The following is a 13,515-nucleotide window of genomic DNA, read 5'->3' on the forward strand; positions in this document are numbered from 1 at the left end:
GAGCACAGTCGGAGTGGACGGTTGGTCAGTCGGTGGTGCTCGGGCTGGCGCTGGTGCTCTCGGCCGTGCTGCCCGACGGGTCGGCGGCGGTCGGCGCGGTGCTGGCGGTCTCGGTCGGCGACGGGCTCGGCGAGTCGGACGGGCTCGGCGACGGCGACGGCGAGGTGCTCGGCGAGGTCGACGGGGTCGACGGGCTGGGCGTCGGGCTCGACGTGCTCGGCGTCGGCTTGGGCGTGCTCGACGTCGGCTTCGGCGTGGCCGTTCTGGTCGGCTTGGGCGTGGCCGTCTTGGTGGGCTTCGGCGTCGGGCTGGGCTTCGGCGGGATGGTCGCCTGCGTCGGGGCCGGCGCCGGGGTGGCCGGGGCGGGGACCGCGCCGATCACCCGGGTGGCCGCATAGAGCCGGGACCACCGGACCACCGAGATCTTGACGACGTCGCCGGTCCGCGGCGCCTCGACCATCTTGCCGTTGCCGATGTACATGGCGACGTGGTGGATGCTCGCCCAGCTGCTGCCCGACGCGAAGAAGAGCAGGTCGCCGGGGAGGAGCGCGTTCGGATCGACGGTGCGGGAGCGGGTCGCGTAGTACTGGTCCCGGGAGACCCGGGGCAGCCCCTGGTAGCCGGCCGCCTGGTAGGAGGCGAGCACCAGGCCGGAGCAGTCGAACCGGTCCGGCCCCTCGGCCGCCCAGAGGTAGGGGTCGCCGAGCTGGGCGAGGGCGTACCGCACCGCGACCAGGGCCCTCGGGTCGGCGACCCGCCCGCTGACGCTCTGGTTGACCACGAACGAGCTGCCGAGCTGCTGCTCGGCGGCGTCCGCGCGGCGCTCGATCTCGAGCAGCTTGGCGGCGTTGTCCCTGCGGAGCTTGAGCAGCGTGGCTTCCTGCTTGTGCAGGTCGGTCTCGACCCGGGTGTACTCCGCGGTCTTCTCGGCGGCCCGCCGCTGGGCCGAGGCGTGCGCCTCGCGGGCGACCTGTTCGGCGGCGGTGGCCCGGGCGAGTTCGCCGGTCACCGCGGTGGTGGCCCCCTCGGCCTTGTCGCCCCGGGTGATCCGCTGGAGGTTGGCCAGCTCGCGCAGGTTGGCCCCGAACTCGCCGGGCGGCAGCGCGGCGTCGGCCTTGACGGCGTCGGCGGCGGCGGTCTTCGCGTCCTCCTGGGCCCGGAGGAGCGCGTCCTGGGCCTCCTTCAACCGGGTGGCGGCGAGGGTCAGGTCCGCCCGGGCGGTGTCCCGCTCGCCCTTGACGCTGAGCAGTTGGTCGCCGAGCTGGGCGACCAGCGCGTCGACCTGGTTGATCTGGGCGATCAGCGGGCCGTCGGCCGGGTTGGTGACGCCGGTTGTGGCACCGGTCGTGGCGCCGGGGAGGCCCGGGGTGCGGCCCGGGGCGCCGCTGACCGTGCCGGGCAGGCCCGGGACGGCGCCGGGCACGGTGGGGAGCTGGAGCGAGCCGACGACCCGGGGGCGCGAGCCGGTGTCGGGAACGGTGTCGGGCAGCGGATCGGCCCAGGCCGGGGTGGCCAGCGCCGCCGCCGCGACCGCCCCGAGCAGGGCGGACCAGAGCGCCGGACGCAGTACCGGCGAGATGACCGGATGCCGGCCTCGTCGGCGTCGGCTCTGGGTGCTGTCGACCATTCCGCTCCCCGTCCGGTTCTGGTGCGTTCCGCGCGAGGTGGGCGCGGTGAGCCAGGACGGTACCGGTGTGTGTTCCGCCCCATCCTGTCTTACCTCACCAGCGCAGCTATGTCGATGCGCGGAGGGTGACGACCGCCCGGGAGTCCGGTGAACAGGCCGCTGCGGTCGACCGGGTCGCCGCTTCGTCCGACGCGCGACGTACGCTCGACCGGGACCGCAGGTGGAAGGGACGTGGCTTTCGATGGACGCCGGACTCAAGCGCGAGCTCGAAGCGAAGGTCTACGCGGGGGAGCGGCTGACCCGCGAGGACGGGGTCGCCCTCTACGAGAGCGACGACCTCGCGTGGCTGGGGCGGCTGGCCCACCACAAGCGCACCGAGATGAACGGCGACCGGGTGATGTTCAACGTCAACCGGCACCTCAACCTGACCAACGTCTGCTCCGCCTCGTGCGCGTACTGCTCGTTCCAGCGCAAGCCGGGCGAGAAGGACGCGTACACGATGCGCATCGATGAGGCGGTCCGCAAGGCCAAGGAGATGGAGGACGAGCAGCTCACCGAGCTGCACATCGTCAACGGCCTGCACCCGACCCTGCCCTGGCGCTACTACCCGAAGGTGCTGCGCGAGCTCAAGGCGGCGCTGCCGAACGTCAAGCTCAAGTGCTTCACCGCGACCGAGGTGCAGTGGTTCGAGAAGATCAGCGGCCTGAGCGCCGACGAGATCCTCGACGAGCTGATGGACGCCGGCCTGGAGTCGCTGACCGGTGGTGGCGCGGAGATCTTCGACTGGGAGGTCCGGCAGCACATCGTCGACCACGCCTGCCACTGGGAGGACTGGTCGCGGATCCACGCCCTGGCGCACAGCAAGGGCATGCAGACCCCGGCGACGATGCTGTACGGCCACATCGAGGAGCCCCGGCACCGGGTCGACCACGTGCTGCGGCTGCGCGAGCTGCAGGACGAGACCGGCGGCTTCGCGGTCTTCATCCCGCTGCGCTACCAGCACGACTTCGTGGACTCGGCGGACGGCAAGATCCGTAACAAGATCCAGGCACGCACCACGATGGCCTCGCCGGCCGAGTCGCTGAAGACGTTCGCCGTCTCCCGGCTGCTCTTCGACAACGTGCCGCACGTGAAGAACTTCTGGGTGATGCACGGCCTCTCTGTGGCGCAGCTGTCGCTGAACTTCGGTGTCGACGACCTGGACGGCTCCGTCGTGGAATACAAGATCACCCACGACGCCGACTCGTACGGGACGCCGAACACCATGCACCGCGAGGACCTGCTGAACCTGATCTGGGACGCGGGCTTCCGCCCGGTCGAGCGGAACACCCGCTACGAGATCGTCCGCGAGTACGACGCGGCCCCGTCGCTGGCCGAGCGCCGCGCCGAGCCGCAGCAGGTCTGGGCCTGACCGCACGCCGATGAGCACCGAGGAGCAGCAGCGCACCTTTCCCCGGCGGGACGCCGAGGGGCGCATCCTCACCCTGGGCGACCTGCTCGGGGTGAGCCTCGCCGGGCTGGTGATCGGGGTGCTGGCGCTGGTGCTCTTCGAGTGGGCCTTCGCCACCATGGGCGCGGGCCGGTTCGGGCGGACCAACGGCTGGCTGGCGGTGATCCTTCCGCTGTGGCTGTTCTGGGACGACTTCCGGGCCTGGGAGTTCGGCGCGGCCCGGGTGCTCGCGGCGCTGGCCGGGATCGCGCTCGGCGTCTTCGCCGGGCTGGTGGCGGCCGGCCTCGCGGCCGGGCTGCCGCCGCTGGCCAGCGGCGCGCTGGCCGCGACGGTGTTCACCGTGGTCTACGCGGTGGTCTGGTTTCATGGCGTGCACTGGCTGGCCCGGCGAACGGGCTGAGGCGTTGAGAGAGGGAGAGCTGGCGTGAGCGCGGCGGTCAAGTACACGCTGGGCCGGATCGGGCTGTTCGTCGGCGTGCTGGCGGCCCTCTGGTTCGTCGACATGAACATGTTCCTGCGGCTGATGCTGGCGCTGGTCTTCTCCGCCGCGCTGTCGTTCTTCCTGCTCCGCGGCTGGCGCGACGAGATGGCCGGCGAGATGTCCGAGGCGGCCGAGCGGCGCCGCGCCGAGAAGGACCGGCTGCGCTCCGCGCTGGCCGGGGACGACCAGGCCGAGCGCACCGACGAGCGTCGCGAGGGCTGATCCGCCGCACACGGGGCAGCGGGATCGGACCCGGACCGCTAGGGTCTGCCGCCGTGAGTTTCCTGAACACGATCAACGGGTGGCGGTCGAAGGTCTTCGTCTGGATCGGCCTGCCGGTCATCGCCGCCATCGGACTGATGCTGAGTGTCACCGACCTCGCCCCGGCCTGGGAGGCGAAGAACGGTGGCGGCACGCCGGGCACGTTCACCGCGGTGAACGAGGAATGCGGCCGGCGTAACTGCGAGTGGCACGGCACCTTCGTCGCCACCGAGGGCGGCGCCCAGCGCGCCGACGTGATCCTCTACGACGCGCCGGACGGGTTGGCCGCGGGCGCCACCGCCCCGGCGCTCGACACCGGTGCCCGGAAGGGCGTCTTCTCGACCGCCGGCGGCTCCACCTACCTGCTGGTCACCGGGCTCGCCCTGGCCGGTGTGGCCGCCCTGGTCGCCTGGGTGGTGATCATCGTGCGGGCGATCCGTAGGCGCAGCCGGCGGGCCGAGCCCACGGCCCCGCCCGCCTCGTTCGCCCCGTCGGCCTGACCCGGGCCGGTCCACGACCGTAACGACGGGCCCGGCACCGTCCCGAGGGGGACGGTGCCGGGCCCGTCCCGTCACCAGTTGGTGGAACCCGGCACAACCGGCCAGGCCACGTTGGTCGGCTTGATCAGGTAGGCGATGCCGCCGGAGCCGGAGGCCACCGTGCCGTTCGCCCGGTAGCGCTTGGTGCGCAGCCAGATCTGCTCGAACTGTTCCCGCTTGTAAACGTTGCGCACCACGTCGTCGGACGACGAGGCGGGGTCGTTCACGATCACGTCACCGTCGGCGGTGAAGCCGACGATCACGAACAGGTGCCCGGAGGTGCCGTAGTTCGCCCCGTCCAGCTCGCTGGCCAGGAAGGACTGCGACGTGACCACCGGGATGCCGGCCTTGATGAAGCGTTCCACCTCGTCCAGCGAGTGCATCCGGGTGACCCGGGCGTCCAGGCCGGGGAAGCTGGCCGCGTACGCGGTGTTGAACGGCCAGTTGCCGGCGCCCTCGTACTCGTGGTCGTAGGTCATCCGGGCGGCGTGGTCGACGGTCGGGTCGGCGTAGCTCGGGTCGACCCAGGCGGTGTCCTCGGCCGAGGGCTTGCGGCCCCAGTACTCGACCACCATCTCGGTGGAGGTGGGGGAGCACCAGGCTTCCCCACCGCCGTCGTACTCCGGGTACTCGCCGACGTGGATGTTCTGCGAGTAGCGCGGGACCGCCAGTTCGGTGCCCCAGGCGATGCCGCCCTTGCTCGGGGCGACGGTGAACCGGTCCGGCACGTTCGAGCTCATCGCGCCGAGCATCCAGACCCGCGGCGAGGCGGTCTGCCCCGGCGCGCGGTAGAGGGTCAGCCGGAGCTGGTACGACCGCAGCAGCACACCGGCCTTGGCGTCGTCGATCGAGAAGGTGTCGGTCCAGATGGTCGACCAGGGGTCACCCTGGCCGTCCAGCGTGGACCGCTTGATGTCCTGGTCGCCGGAGGCCCAGCGGCCCATCACGTACCAGGGGGTCTGCTTCCCGGTGTTGTACGTGCCGTGCAGCTCGACCTGGATCCAGGTGCCGGCCGGGGTCGCCGCGTTCCAGGAGGCGACCAGTTCGCTGGCGTCGAAGCCGACCGTCCGCTCCGGCGAGGTCCAGGTGGCGTACTCCCAGGTCCGGGTGGCGCCGGTGTGCTCGTCGGTGAACTCGGTGGTGCCGGCCGGCTGGCCGATGGTGATCCCGGTGCGGTGCCCCGGGATGGCGTACGTGCCCTCGTGGGTGCCGCCGGCCCAGTCGGGGTAGTTGGACCAATCCTGGAAGGTGATCTGCTCGTCGTGCGCGACGACCGGCAGGTTGTTGTCGGCGTGGGCGGGCGCCGTCACACCGACGAGGGCGAGCGCGGCGGCGCCGACGAGGGCGACCGCGCGCAGGGCTGGTCTTACCATGTGCACTCCGTTGGGTGGGAAGGGATGGATCACCAGTTGGTGGAACCGGCCACGGAGGGCCAGGCCACCTCGGTCGGCTTGATCAGGTAGACGACGCCGCCGGAGCCGCTGCCGGTGCCACCGCTCGCGGTGGTCCGCCGGGTACGCAGCCAGATCTGCTCGAACTGGTCGCGCCGGTAGACGTGCCGGACCGCGGCGTCGCTGGGCGAGGCCGGGTCGTTGGCGATCACGTCGCCGGTGGCGGTGAAGCCGACCACCACCATGAGGTGCCCCGCCGTGCCGTAGCCCGCCCCGTCCAGCTCGCTGGCGAGGAACGACTGGCTGGTCACCACGGGGATGCCGGCGGCGATGAACTGCTCCAGCTCGTCCAGCGAGTGCAGCCGGGTCACCTTGGCCTCCAGGCCGGGGAAGCTCGCCGCGTACGCGGTGTTGAACGGCCAGTTGCCGGTGCCGCCGTACTGCCAGTCGTAGGCCATCCGGGCGGCGTGGTCGACCGTCGGATCGGCGTAGCCCGGGTCCACCCAGGACGTGTCGGCCGGGGCGGGCTTCCGGCCCCAGTACTCGACCACCATCTCGGTGGAGGTGGGCGAGCACCACGCCTCACCGCCGCCGCCGTACTCCGGGTACTGGCCGGCGTGGATGTTCTGGGAGTAGCGCGGCACGGCCAGCTCGGTGCCCCAGGCGATGTGCCCGGCGCTCGCGGTGACGGTGAACCGGTCCGGCACGTTCGAGCTCATCGCGCCGACGGACCGGAGCACCGGCGTGGCGGTCGACGCCGGGTCCCGGTAGAGGGTGACCCGGAGCTGGTACGCCCGCAGCAGCACGCCGGAGGCCGTGTTGGTGATGGCGAACGTGTCGGTGAAGACGCTGGAGGTCTTGTCGCCCTGCCGATCGACGCTGGTCCGCCGGATGTCGCCGTCGCCGGAGGCCCAGCGGCCCATGACGTACCAGGGGGTGCGGGTGCCGGTGGTGTAGGTGCCCTGGAGTTCGACCTGGAGCCAGGTGCCGGCCGGAGTGTCGGCGTTCCACGAGGTGACCAGCTCGCTGGCGTCGAAGCTGACCTGGGTGAGCGGCGAGGTCCAGGTCCCGTAGGCCCAGGTGCGCCGGGTGCTGCTGTGCGGGTCCTTGTAGAGGATGGTGCCGACCGGGGTGGTCAGGGTCAGGCCGGCCGCGGTGCCGGTGGTGCCGGCGGCGGTGCCGGCCGACCAGGCCGTGCCGGACCAGCCCTGCCAGGTGATCTGCTCGTCGTGCGTGACGGTGGTGGTCGCGCCGACCGGCGCGGTGGTGCCGAGGAGGGCGAGCGCGGTGGCGCCGGCGACGGCGACCGACCGCAGGGATGTCCGGTCCATGGCAGCTCCTCCAGGAGAACGGCATCGTTGCCGTTCACTGTCGCTCCTGGAGGGAAGTTTCGCCAGAGGTTCACGCATGGAAAATGATTGCCGGCGTGAGGATCAGGTCGGGATGGAAGCCCATAGTTATGAATGTTGATATGACCATGTGACTCCTGGTGAAGTGTGCGGACAACGGGACGTCCCGTACCCCGAGGAGGTTGTCCATGGCCTTCCGCACGTCCGCGCTCCGCCGCCGGCTGGCCCTCGCCGCCGTCGTCGGCCTGACCCTCGCCGCCGCGCTCACCGGCCCGGCCGCCGCCCGGCCCGCCCCGGACGGTGCGCCCGCCGCCGTCGCCTACCGGGTGCTCGGCCCGCGCACGCTCGCCGACCGCAGCGCCGTCGCCCGCACCGGCGCGGCTATCGACCACTCCGAACACGGCGTGCTGCAGGTCACGGCGACCACCGCCGAGGCCGCCGCCATCGCCCGACTCGGCTTCCGGCTGGAGAAGGACGTCGCCCCGGCCCCGGCCGCGGGCGCCGTCGCATACGCCTTCCCGCCCGCCGACTCGAACTACCACGACTACGCCGAGCTGACCGCGGTGGTGAACACGGTGGTGGCCGACCACCCGGCCATCGCCCGCACGCTCAGCATCGGCCGGTCCTACCAGGGCCGGGACCTGATGGCCGTGAAGATCTCCGACAACGTCGGCACGGACGAGAACGAGCCGGAGATCCTCTTCAACGCCCAGCAGCACGCCCGCGAGCACCTCACCGTGGAGATGGCGATCTACCTGCTCAACCTCTTCACCGACAACTACGGCAGCGACTCCCGGATCACCAGCATCGTCAACTCCCGGGAGATCTGGATCGTCCCCACGGTCAACCCGGACGGCAGCGAGTACGACATCGCCACCGGCTCCTACCGCTCCTGGCGGAAGAACCGGCAGCCGAACAGCGGCTCCTCGTACGTCGGCACCGACCTGAACCGGAACTGGGCGTACCAGTGGGGCTGCTGCGGCGGCTCGTCCGGCTCGACCTCGTCGGAGACCTACCGCGGCCCGTCCGCCTTCTCCGCCCCGGAGACCGCGGCGCTGCGCAACTTCGTCAACGGCCGGGTGGTCGGCGGGGTGCAGCAGATCAAAGCGAACATCGACTTCCACACCTACTCGCAGCTGGTGCTCTGGCCGTACGGCTACACGTACAGCAACACCGCCACCGGGATGAACGCCGACCAGTACAACACCTTCGCCACCATCGGCCGGCAGATGGCGTCCAGCAACGGCTACACCCCGGAGCAGTCCAGCGACCTCTACATCGCGGACGGAACGAGCATCGACTGGATGTGGGGCGCCCACAAGATCTGGACGTATACCTTCGAGATGTACCCCGGCTCGGCCTCCGGCGGCGGGTTCTACCCGCCCGACGAGGTCATCCCCACGCAGACCTCCCGCAACCGGGAGGCCGTGCTGCTGCTCTCCGAGTACGCCGACTGCCCGTACCGGGCGATCGGCAAGCAGAGCACCTACTGCTGACCTGACGCGCGGTGGGGGCCCGGTTCGGGCCCAGACCCGCCCCTCCCGTCCGGACGATCTCCGCTGGTCATGCGCTACGGTGGCACCGACCACCCCGCAGCGAAGCCGGTGCGAAACCGGCGCTGTCCCGCAACTGTGATGCCCCGCACGCGGCGTCGGCCCTCGGCCGGCGCGACAACTGTGGGGACGAGCCAGGTCGCCTGCGGCACGGTCGCGATACAGCGCTCTCGAGGAAGGGCGCCTCGCGGACGGTCCGCCCAGGCGGTCCCTGTCGGCGAAGCACCACGCCTCGACCGACAGGAGGACCGATGTCCAGACGTACCCCCCGGCTCTTCGCCGCCGCCCTCGCGGTCGGCGCGCTGCTCCTCGGCGGCTGTGCCGAGAAGACCTCGAACGACACCCCCGCGGCCGGTGGCAGCTCGGCGGCCGCCGCCTTCCCGGTCACCGTCGGCAAGCTGACCCTGGACAAGCGCCCCGAGAAGATCGTCTCGCTGTCGCCGTCGGCGACCGAGATGCTTTTCGCCATCGGCGCCGGTAAGCAGGTCACCGCCGTCGACGACAACTCGAACTACCCGCCGGAGGCGCCGAAGAGCGACCTCTCCGGCTTCCAGCCGAACGCCGAGGCGATCGCCGGCAAGAGCCCCGACCTGGTGGTGCTCTCCAACGACACCAACAAGATCGTCGACCAGCTCACCACGCTGAAGATCCCGGTGCTGCTCACCCCCGCGGCGACCACCCTCGACGACACGTACCAGCAGATCACCGACCTCGGCAGGCTCACCGGCCACCCGGCCGAGGCGGACACCGTCACCAGGAAGATGAAGGACGACATCGCGGCGCTCACCAAGGACCTGCCGCAGCGGGCGAAGAAGCTCACCTACTACCACGAGCTCGGCCCGGAGCTGTACAGCGCGACCAGCAAGACCTTCATCGGCTCGATCTACGCGCTCGCCGGCCTGGAGAACATCGCCGACCCGGCGGACGCCGACGGGAAGAACGGCGGCTACCCGCAGCTCTCCCAGGAGGTCATCATCAAGGCGAACCCCGACTTCGTCTTCCTGGCCGACACCAAGTGCTGCAAGCAGACCGCGGAGACCGTCAAGGCGCGCAGCGGCTGGGCCGGCGTCACCGCCGTGAAGAACAACCAGATCGTCGCCCTGGACGACGACATCGCCTCGCGTTGGGGCCCCCGCGTGGTCGACCTGCTCAAGGCGATCGTGGACGCCACCGCCAAGGTCCCGGCCTGACCCTGACCGTGGGACCAGTGGACAACGCTCACCGGCCGGCCGGGACGCCCGACGCGTCCCGGCCGGTCGGCGTGCCCCGCGCGCCCGGGCCCAGGATGGTCGAGAAGCGGTCGCCGGCCGGACCGGGTGCGACGGTCCGGCCGGCCGGGCTGCGTACCCGCTGGTTGCTCGCCGGTATCGGCGCGGTGCTCGTGGCTCTGGTGGCCGGCGTCTCGCTCGGCCCGGTCAGCCTGCCCCCGGGCAGCGTCGCCGCCGAGCTGCTCAACCTGCTGCCCGGGGTGCACCTCGACAGCGGGCTCACCGAGCGGGAGGTCGCCATCGTCACCGAGCTGCGGCTGCCCCGGGTCGTGCTCGGCCTGCTCGTCGGCGCCCTGCTCGCCCTGGCCGGTGGCTGCTACCAGGGCGTCTTCCGCAACCCGCTGGCCGACCCGTACCTGCTGGGGGTGGCGGCCGGGGCCGGGCTGGCGGTGACCGCGGTGATCGCGCTCGGCGCCGGGGCCGGCGGGGCGCTGAGCGGGATGCCGCTCACCATCCCCCTCGCCGCGTTCGTCGGCTCGCTCGGCGCGGTCGTCATGACGTACCTGCTCGGCGCGGCCGGCGGGCGGGACCGGTCACCGGCCACCCTGATCCTGGCCGGGGTGGCGGTCTCGGCCTTCCTCGCCGCCGGGCAGACCTACCTGCTGCAACGCAACTCCGACAGCATCCAGCAGGTCTACTCCTGGCTGCTCGGGCGGCTGGCCACCGCCGGCTGGCACGACGTCCGGCTGGTCCTGCCCTACTTCGCGCTCACCGCCGTGGTGGTGCTGCTGCACCGGCGCGAGCTGGACGTGCTCTCCGTCGGCGACGACGAGGCCACCAGCCTCGGCCTGCACCCGCAGCGCTCCCGCTACCTGCTGATCGCCGCCGCCTCGCTGGGCACCGCCGCCGCGGTCTCCGCCTCCGGCCTGATCGGCTTCGTCGGCATCATCGTGCCGCACACCGTACGGCTGCTCGCCGGGTCGAGCTACCGGGTGATCCTGCCGCTGTCGATGCTCTTCGGCGGGGCGTTCCTGGCGCTCACCGACGTGGTCGCCCGGACCGCCGCCGCTCCCGCCGAGATCCCGATCGGCGTGGTCACCGCGCTGCTCGGCGGCCCGTTCTTCGTGCTGGTCCTGCGCACCGCCCGCCGGGTGCTGACATGAGCGCGCCCGCCGTGGAGCTGCGCGGCCTCCGGGTCGAGCTCGGCGGCACGCCGATCCTGGCCGGCGTGGACCTGGCGGTCGCGGTGGGCGAGTGGGTCACCGTGATCGGCCCGAACGGCGCCGGCAAGTCGACCCTGTTGCGCGCCGTCGGCGGCCTGCTGCCCGCGCCGGGCGCGGTCTCCCTCTTCGGTACGCCGATCAGCTCCCTCCGCCGCCGCGACCGGGCCCGGGTCGTGGCCACCGTGGCGCAGTCCCCGGTGGTGCCGGCCGGCATGTCGGTCTTCGACTACGTGCTGCTGGGGCGCACCCCGTACATCCCGGCGCTGGGCCGGGAGTCGGCCGCCGACCTGGCCGCCGTGCACGAGGTGCTGGACCGGCTCGACCTCGGCGCCTTCGGGCACCGCGAACTGGCCACCCTCTCCGGCGGCGAGCGGCAGCGGGTCTTCCTGGCCCGGGCACTGGCCCAGGGTGCCACCCTGCTGCTGCTCGACGAGCCGACCAGCGCCCTGGACATCGGCCACCAGCAGGAGGTGCTGGAGCTGGTCGACCAGCTCCGCCGCGAACACGACCTCACCGTGCTCGCCACCATGCACGACCTCTCCATCGCCGGCGAGTACGCCGACCGCCTGGTCCTGCTCGCCGAGGGCCGGGTCGCCGCCGCCGGTCCACCCCGGCAGGTGCTCACCGAGGACCTCCTGGCGACGCACTACCGCGCCCACGTCCGCGTGATCGAGGGCGACCACGGCCCCCTGGTCGTCCCCGTCCGCCCCCGCTGACCGGATCCCCGCCCCCACCCGCCGCCCCTGCCCCCCCGGCGATCTTGCACTTCCTGCCCCGACGAAATAGGCGTATGCCGCTTCACGAGGGCCGCAACTGCAAGATCGCGGCGAAAGGGGGGTCAGCGGAGGGCGGTTATGGAGAAGAGGGCGCCCTGGGGGTCGCGGAGCGCGGCGCTGCGGCCGGCCGGATTGTCCCGGGGCGGGACGAGGATGGTGCCGCCCAACTCGGCGGCCCGGGCCGCGGTGGCGTCGGCGTCCTCGACCGCGAAGTAGACCGTCCAGTACGCCGGCAGGTCCTCGGGCAGCGGCTCCAGCTGCGGCATCATGCCCGCGACGATCCGGGCGCCGCATCGCCACCCCGTGTAGGGGACCGGGCCGGTCGCCTGCTCCTCGGGGTGCCAGCCGAAGACCAGCGCGTAGAAGTCCTTCGCCCCCTCGGGGTCGGGGGTGACCAGCTCGTTCCAGCACATCGAGCCGGGGGCGTTGAACAACTCCGCCCCGCGCATCGCCATCGGCTGCCAGACGCTGAAGACCGCGCCCGCCGGATCGGACAGGACCGCCATCCGGCCCTGCTCGAAGACGTCGAACGGGGAGACCACCACCTGTCCGCCAGCCGCGTGCACCCGGGTGGCGACCAGGTCCGCGTCGTCGGTCGCCACGTACATCGACCAGACCGGCACCTGCTCCGGGGCGGCCGGCGGGCCGGCCCCGGCCACGGCCCGGCCGTCCTTCAGGAAGGTGGTGTAGCCGCCGGCGGTCGGCTCGGCGGACACCCGGCCGGTCCAGCCGAACAGCTCCGGGTAGAACCGCTTCGCGTCGTCCAGACCGGGGGTGGCCAGGTCGGTCCAGCAGGGCGTGCCGGGCTCCACGCCGTCCACGCTGACCCCTCTCGCCGGGGGCGGCCCCACTGGCACGCCCTGCCGGCATCGTGGCACCGCCGCAACGGCCGCCGGGCCGGATTCGGACAAAAGGTCAGGTGAACCGGCGTCCCTCGTCCCGCCGGTACGCCCATCCGGCGACCGCCGCGACCGCCACCACCCAGACGACCAGCATCACCATGGCCCGGGGGTCGGGCCGCCAGTCGGTGACGGCGGCCCACATCAGCTCGACCGCGCCCCGGGTGGGCAGGTAGGGGGCGATCGCCTGGATGAAGCCGGGCGCGTCGTCCGGGCCGGAGAGCAGGCCGCCGCCGAAGGCCAGCGGGAAGAACACCACCTGGGCCACCACGATGGCCGCCTTGCTCGGCAGCGAGTAGCCGATCGTCATGCCGAGCAGGGTGAACGGCACGGAGATCACCGCGACGCCGGCGAGGCCGAGCAGGAACTGCGCCGGGGTCACCCGGGCCGCGGTGGCGACCGCGGCGATCACCACCACCGGGATCATCGACAGGTAGGTCAGCACCAGCCCGGCCAGGATCCGCCCGGCCAGGCGCGGCGCCGGCCCGGCCGGCAGGGTCCGGGTGTACGGGTTCCAGGGCTGGTCGCGGTCCTCGGCGACGCCCACGCCGTACTGGAAGATGTTGGCGCTCATCACCGCGAAGGTGACCATGGCGGCGGTGGCGTAGGTGGCGCCGGTGGCGTCGTCACCGGCGAACGGCACCACGAAGAAGAGCATGGCGGCGGCGGGGAAGAATGCGCTGCCGACCACCGCGACCGGGATCCGGACGATCTCCAGGAGCTGGTAGCGGGCGTGGACCAGGGCGAGCGGCACGGCG

General features: G+C 72.2%; 12 protein-coding genes, 1 pseudogene and 1 riboswitch. Of the genes and pseudogenes, 8 read left to right on the top strand and 5 right to left on the bottom strand.

Annotated features, from left to right (window positions below; translation table 11 throughout):
• Nucleotides 1-25: 25 nt before the first annotated feature.
• Nucleotides 26-1,627 (bottom strand): C40 family peptidase, encoded by a 1,602-nt coding sequence (locus AC0OLQ_RS02730; protein ID WP_484530063.1) that lies wholly within the window; start codon nucleotides 1,625-1,627, stop codon nucleotides 26-28.
• 241 nt (nucleotides 1,628-1,868) lie between these two features.
• Between AC0OLQ_RS02730 and mqnE the strand changes: the two genes are divergently transcribed.
• From mqnE to AC0OLQ_RS02750, 4 genes are read left to right on the top strand one after another with little or no spacing between them, the layout of a single operon-like run.
• The gene (gene mqnE / locus AC0OLQ_RS02735; RefSeq protein ID WP_357821200.1) at nucleotides 1,869-3,038 is read left to right on the top strand and encodes an aminofutalosine synthase MqnE; all 1,170 of its coding nucleotides are present in this window, start codon (nucleotides 1,869-1,871) and stop codon (nucleotides 3,036-3,038) included.
• A gap of 10 nt (nucleotides 3,039-3,048) precedes the next feature.
• Nucleotides 3,049-3,477: a hypothetical protein gene (locus AC0OLQ_RS02740; RefSeq protein ID WP_484530064.1), complete on the top strand. Its 429-nt coding sequence runs from the start codon at nucleotides 3,049-3,051 to the stop codon at nucleotides 3,475-3,477.
• 24 nt (nucleotides 3,478-3,501) lie between these two features.
• Nucleotides 3,502-3,780 carry a DUF4229 domain-containing protein gene (locus tag AC0OLQ_RS02745; protein WP_357332438.1) on the top strand — a complete coding sequence of 93 codons (279 nt, stop codon included), beginning with the start codon at nucleotides 3,502-3,504 and terminating at the stop codon, nucleotides 3,778-3,780.
• Nucleotides 3,781-3,833: 53 nt separating this feature from the next.
• Nucleotides 3,834-4,319, top strand: coding sequence for a hypothetical protein (locus AC0OLQ_RS02750; protein WP_484530065.1), 486 nt, complete (start codon nucleotides 3,834-3,836; stop codon nucleotides 4,317-4,319).
• A 71-nt stretch (nucleotides 4,320-4,390) separates the two neighbouring features.
• Here AC0OLQ_RS02750 and AC0OLQ_RS02755 read toward each other — a convergent pair whose 3' ends face one another.
• Together AC0OLQ_RS02755 and AC0OLQ_RS02760 are read right to left on the bottom strand one after the other, a co-directional pair.
• Nucleotides 4,391-5,731 carry a C39 family peptidase gene (locus AC0OLQ_RS02755; protein WP_484530066.1) on the bottom strand — a complete coding sequence of 447 codons (1,341 nt, stop codon included), beginning with the start codon at nucleotides 5,729-5,731 and terminating at the stop codon, nucleotides 4,391-4,393.
• A gap of 29 nt (nucleotides 5,732-5,760) precedes the next feature.
• The gene (locus AC0OLQ_RS02760; protein WP_484530067.1) at nucleotides 5,761-7,080 is read right to left on the bottom strand and encodes a C39 family peptidase; all 1,320 of its coding nucleotides are present in this window, start codon (nucleotides 7,078-7,080) and stop codon (nucleotides 5,761-5,763) included.
• Nucleotides 7,081-7,286: 206 nt separating this feature from the next.
• Between AC0OLQ_RS02760 and AC0OLQ_RS02765 the strand changes: the two are divergent.
• The 4 genes and pseudogenes from AC0OLQ_RS02765 to AC0OLQ_RS02780 all read left to right on the top strand — a co-directional run.
• A pseudogene (locus AC0OLQ_RS02765) lies at nucleotides 7,287-8,591 on the top strand (M14 family metallopeptidase); the annotation flags it as partial.
• 107 nt (nucleotides 8,592-8,698) lie between these two features.
• Nucleotides 8,699-8,790: riboswitch (cobalamin riboswitch) on the top strand.
• 112 nt (nucleotides 8,791-8,902) lie between these two features.
• On the top strand, nucleotides 8,903-9,841 hold the full coding sequence (locus AC0OLQ_RS02770; RefSeq protein ID WP_484530068.1) for an ABC transporter substrate-binding protein: 939 nt from the start codon (nucleotides 8,903-8,905) through the stop codon (nucleotides 9,839-9,841).
• Between the two features lie 95 nt (nucleotides 9,842-9,936).
• Complete coding sequence (locus tag AC0OLQ_RS02775; protein WP_357332879.1) at nucleotides 9,937-11,022, top strand: FecCD family ABC transporter permease; 1,086 nt, start codon at nucleotides 9,937-9,939, stop codon at nucleotides 11,020-11,022.
• Nucleotides 11,019-11,798, top strand: a complete 780-nt coding sequence (locus AC0OLQ_RS02780) for an ABC transporter ATP-binding protein (protein ID WP_484530069.1) — start codon at nucleotides 11,019-11,021, stop codon at nucleotides 11,796-11,798. Before AC0OLQ_RS02775 ends, AC0OLQ_RS02780 begins: the two co-directional genes overlap by 4 nt.
• Nucleotides 11,799-11,920: 122 nt before the next feature.
• Here the strand turns inward: AC0OLQ_RS02780 and AC0OLQ_RS02785 are convergent, their stop codons facing one another.
• Nucleotides 11,921-12,679, bottom strand: a complete 759-nt coding sequence (locus AC0OLQ_RS02785) for a VOC family protein (protein WP_484530070.1) — start codon at nucleotides 12,677-12,679, stop codon at nucleotides 11,921-11,923.
• A gap of 94 nt (nucleotides 12,680-12,773) precedes the next feature.
• Nucleotides 12,774-13,511, bottom strand: coding sequence for an ABC transporter permease (locus AC0OLQ_RS02790; protein WP_484530071.1), 738 nt, complete (start codon nucleotides 13,509-13,511; stop codon nucleotides 12,774-12,776).
• Between the last annotated feature and the right edge of the window lie 4 nt (nucleotides 13,512-13,515).

This window comes from Micromonospora sp. Utrum1 (assembly GCF_057197805.1).

Bases quoted from the DNA above. Each gene is read 5' to 3' on its own strand.
- AC0OLQ_RS02775 (WP_357332879.1), top strand. From the start codon at position 9,937: ATGGTCGAGAAGCGGTCGCCGGCCGGACCGGGTGCGACGGTCCGGCCG.
- AC0OLQ_RS02770 (WP_484530068.1), top strand. From the start codon at position 8,903: ATGTCCAGACGTACCCCCCGGCTCTTCGCCGCCGCCCTCGCGGTCGGC.
- AC0OLQ_RS02760 (WP_484530067.1), bottom strand. From the start codon at position 7,080: ATGGACCGGACATCCCTGCGGTCGGTCGCCGTCGCCGGCGCCACCGCG.
- AC0OLQ_RS02730 (WP_484530063.1), bottom strand. From the start codon at position 1,627: ATGGTCGACAGCACCCAGAGCCGACGCCGACGAGGCCGGCATCCGGTC.
- mqnE (WP_357821200.1), top strand. From the start codon at position 1,869: ATGGACGCCGGACTCAAGCGCGAGCTCGAAGCGAAGGTCTACGCGGGG.
- AC0OLQ_RS02780 (WP_484530069.1), top strand. From the start codon at position 11,019: ATGAGCGCGCCCGCCGTGGAGCTGCGCGGCCTCCGGGTCGAGCTCGGC.
- AC0OLQ_RS02740 (WP_484530064.1), top strand. From the start codon at position 3,049: ATGAGCACCGAGGAGCAGCAGCGCACCTTTCCCCGGCGGGACGCCGAG.
- AC0OLQ_RS02755 (WP_484530066.1), bottom strand. From the start codon at position 5,731: ATGGTAAGACCAGCCCTGCGCGCGGTCGCCCTCGTCGGCGCCGCCGCG.